Origin of the sequence: Dapis hubbardiae BLCC-M172 (genome assembly GCF_050016015.1) — a bacterium.
GTDB lineage: Bacteria > Cyanobacteriota > Cyanobacteriia > Cyanobacteriales > Microcoleaceae > Trichodesmium.
Map to the genome: position 1 here is coordinate 1 of NZ_JBNHEQ010000024.1, position 3,863 is coordinate 3,863.

A 3,863-nucleotide genomic window follows, 5' to 3' on the forward strand; every position below is an offset into this window, starting at 1 on the left:
CTGAGGACTGACTCAAGAGCCAAAAACCCTTACCTTTGCGGAGATACGCTTAGGGCTTCTATAGGAAACTTAAGTTGTTTTTTCAGGCTTTTAAACCTTCTGCCTTCTGCCTTCTGCCTTACAATACCAATGCTACCGGACATAATATTAATTATTAATTGTTGAACATTACTATCCAGAACTACCTTATTTTTTATACTCTGTTTATTTATTGTGTTGTGGAAAATTTAGATGAAGTTGCCCAAACTTAAAATAAATGGTAAAGTTTTGTAAAGAAAACCCATTTATAAAATCATTATGCAACAACAACTAACAGAAGATAGGATCGGCCCACTCCTACTAAAGCTAACACTGCCTATAGTTTGGGGAGTATTTGCGGTCATAGGTTTCAATATTGTTGATACCTACTTTGTCGGTCAACTTGGAACAAAAGAGCTAGCAGCAATGAGCTTCACTTTCCCAGTAGTAACATTATTAGGTAGTGTGTCAATGGGTTTGGGAACAGGTGCTGCTTCTGTTATATCTAGAGCTATTGGAGAAGGAAACCGCTACAAAGTCAAGCGACTTACCACTGACAGTTTAACTGTATCCCTACTAATAGTGGCAATTTTGGTAGTTTTAGGTTTAACAACTATTGACCCCATATTTACTGCATTAGGCGCAAAAGCAGAAATTCTGCCTCTAATTCGACAATATATGGAAATTTGGTATCTGGGGGTAATTTTTATAGTAGTGCCAATGGTAGGTAATAGTGCTATTCGCGCTGCTGGTAATACATTAATTCCCAGTGTAGTGATGACTGTAGCAGGTATTGTCAATGCTGTGCTAGACCCAATATTTATTTTTGGAGTAGGTGCAATTCCAGCGATGGGGTTGCAAGGAGCAGCATTAGCAACTGTTATTAGTAGGGCGACTACTTTACTAGCTTCTTTGTTTGTTCTCCACTACCGCGAACAAATGATTTCTTGGGAGTTGCCTAATTTTAAGCTTCTCCTCCGAAATTGCCAAAATATCCTTTATATAGGTATACCTGCCACAGGTACAAATATGATTACGCCAATTTCTCTTACTTTTATTACTAGCTTGATGGCAAGTTATGGCACTGCTGCAGTAGCAGGTTTTGGTGTTGCTTCTAAGGTAGAAATGTTTTCTATTATTGTGCCACTTGCATTATCTGCTAGTTTCGGTCCGTTTGTCGGGCAAAATTGGGGAGCGAAAAAGTATGACCGCGTGTATTTGGGTTTACGCTTAGGGTTTCAGTTTTGTCTGTTTTGGGGAGTTATGGAAGCGATCGCTCTCGGTATAGGTGGGAGTTGGGTTGCTTCTGTTTTTGATAAAGATCCGGAAGTTGTCGAAGTGGCTGCTAAATATCTATTGATAGTACCTATTAGTTATGGTGCTGCGGGAATTATATTAATTTCTAGTGTGACTTTTAATGCTTTGGGAAAACCTTTACCTTCTATGGTAATGACTATCACAAGGATGTTGTTTTTATATGTACCTTTGGCATATTTGGGAAGTTGGTTATTTGGGATAAATGGTATTTTTGCTGCTGCTTGTTTTGCTAATTTGGCAGTTGGTATTGGAGCTTATTTTTGGAATCATAAAAATTTTAGTCTCGACAATTTGATAGAAGCAAAACAATTAGTAACAAACCAGTAATTTCAGTTATCGGTTAACAGTACCTCCTATTTCTGTAGGAAGCTTAAAATACTTAATTTTCTTTTTTTATCCCCTTTATAAGGGGAGGCTTGATAGCTTATTTAATGCTCAAAAATAGACATTTTTATTGATACCATTAATGCCTGAGTTAATAAGGAGTCTAGTATTTTTGGTAAATTCTCTAATAGCTAATAATTAAGCTTATATAATTGCTCTAGCCCTGAAAATATTCAGCTCTTAGGGCTATAGCAATTCTACAAACAAAGACTTTATGATACTAAACTAATTAATTGTATATGGATTTTAAGGAGATTCAGGAACTTAATAAGGGTTAAGGAGATTCAGGAAATTGACAACATGATGAAGGAAAGAGAATAATCAGGTTGACTACATCTTTTTTTATAGTCAAGTTACGGAAGCTATAGAAAAATGGTAAACTCTAACTGTAACCTTCTATTCTTAACTCTATTGGTAATGAGGATATAAATTTGTCAAGTTAGAGAAATATTTGCACAGTAAAACAGCACAAATATCTCCTTGTATTGCTGCCTGATGCGGGAACAATATTAACTCGACTACCCCATGATAAAATTCTCCCGCTTTTCTTCTTGCGTAGCAAAACCCACCCTACCTTAATTGCTAGAAAAAAAATTATCAGCTAGACAGTACAAACTTCTGGGAAAAACTATTGCTAGCTAAAGCTTTCAGCTATCTTAAGGTAACAAACTCGAACTTTAAGAAGTGTATGTGCTACAAGCCTTTTCTAGTAATACTTTTAGCTTTGATATTAACTCATTTTTTTTGAATAACTTTGTACTCTCCAGTAACTGAAAATAAATAACACAATTACAGAAGTTTATGATGAAAACTAATATATTAGAATCTTACAGTATAACTGCTCTGACTATAATTTTAGGCTCATTGGCAGCAGCACCCCCCGCTAAATCTCAACCCATAACTCCGGCAAACGACGGTACAGGTACAACCGTAAATCAAAACAGCAACCAATTTAATATCCAAGGTGGGACTCAGAGTGGGGCTAACCTCTTCCATAGTTTCGACAAATTTAACGTCCCCACCAACCAAACCGCTAATTTCCTTACCACTCCAGACACTCAGAATATTCTAGGTCGAGTCACAGGAGGCAACGCTTCATACATTAACGGCTTAATTCAAGTCCTAGGCAGTAATTCCAACCTCTTCCTGATGAACCCCGCAGGCATAATGTTTGGCCCAAACGCCAGCCTCAACATACCCGCTTCATTCAGCGTTACGACTGCCACAGGTATAGGTTTTGACAATAACAACTACTGGTTTAAAGCAATGGGAACAAACGACTATTCAAATTTAGTCGGAAACCCCAGTGGCTATAGATTTAACGTATCTAACCCAGGCGCTATAGTTAACGAAGGAAATTTAAGTTTAAACCCTGGAGAAAATCTCACTTTATTAGGTGGAACGGTTATTAATACTGGGGAACTCTCTACAGCAGGAGGTAATATTACCGTTGCAGCAGTAGAAGGTGGTAGTGTCTTAAGAATATCTCAACCGGGATATTTATTAAGTTTAGAAGTAGAGACGTTGGATGCAACGTCCCTACAGAATGGGGAAAATATTTCTATCACCCCCTTATCTTTAGCAAGACTTTTAACAGGTGGGGAAATAGCTCAGGCCACATCTGTCATAGTTAATGCTAATGGTGAAATAGTATTGACAGATTCAAATACTCTAGTTGCAAATACTCCAGGAGATGCTATTGTCTCTGGAAGTATCAACGTGTCGATCCCCCCTAACCCCCCTTACGAAGGGGGGGACATGAATAGTATTCCCCTTTTTAATAAGGATGGAAGGGCGATCGAATCCAGTTCCCCCTTTAACAAGGGGGGTCAGGGGGGATCTAATACCGGAGGCCAAGTTAACGTATTAGGTTCACGGGTAGCTCTCCTCAACAGCAATATCAACGCCGATGGTTTAAATGGTGGAGGAACTGTATTAATAGGAGGCGACTTTCAAGGTAATGGAATTGTTCCTAATTCTCAGCAAACTTTTGTCAATAATAATTCATTTATTTCTGCGGATACTATTACAAATGGAGATGGAGGAAGAGTAATAATTTGGTCTGATGGAATTACTGATTTTGCGGGAAATATTAGTGCTAAAGGTGGAGAAAATTCTGGAGATGGAGGGTTTGTTGAAGTTTC

Annotated in this window: 2 protein-coding genes; both read left to right on the forward strand. The window is 38.0% G+C overall.

Annotation, left to right across the window (positions count from 1 at the left end):
- The first annotated feature begins 297 nt into the window (after window positions 1-297).
- Window positions 298-1,662: an MATE family efflux transporter gene (locus ACP6PK_RS03220; protein WP_426557704.1), complete on the forward strand. Its 1,365-nt coding sequence runs from the start codon at window positions 298-300 to the stop codon at window positions 1,660-1,662.
- Window positions 1,663-2,523: 861 nt separating this feature from the next.
- On the forward strand, window positions 2,524-3,863 hold a 1,340-nt coding region (locus tag ACP6PK_RS03225), incomplete at its 3' end, for a two-partner secretion domain-containing protein (RefSeq protein WP_426557706.1).

Excerpts from the sequence above, each read along its gene's own strand:
- ACP6PK_RS03220 (WP_426557704.1), top strand. The coding sequence starts at position 298 with ATGCAACAACAACTAACAGAAGATAGGATCGGCCCACTCCTACTAAAG.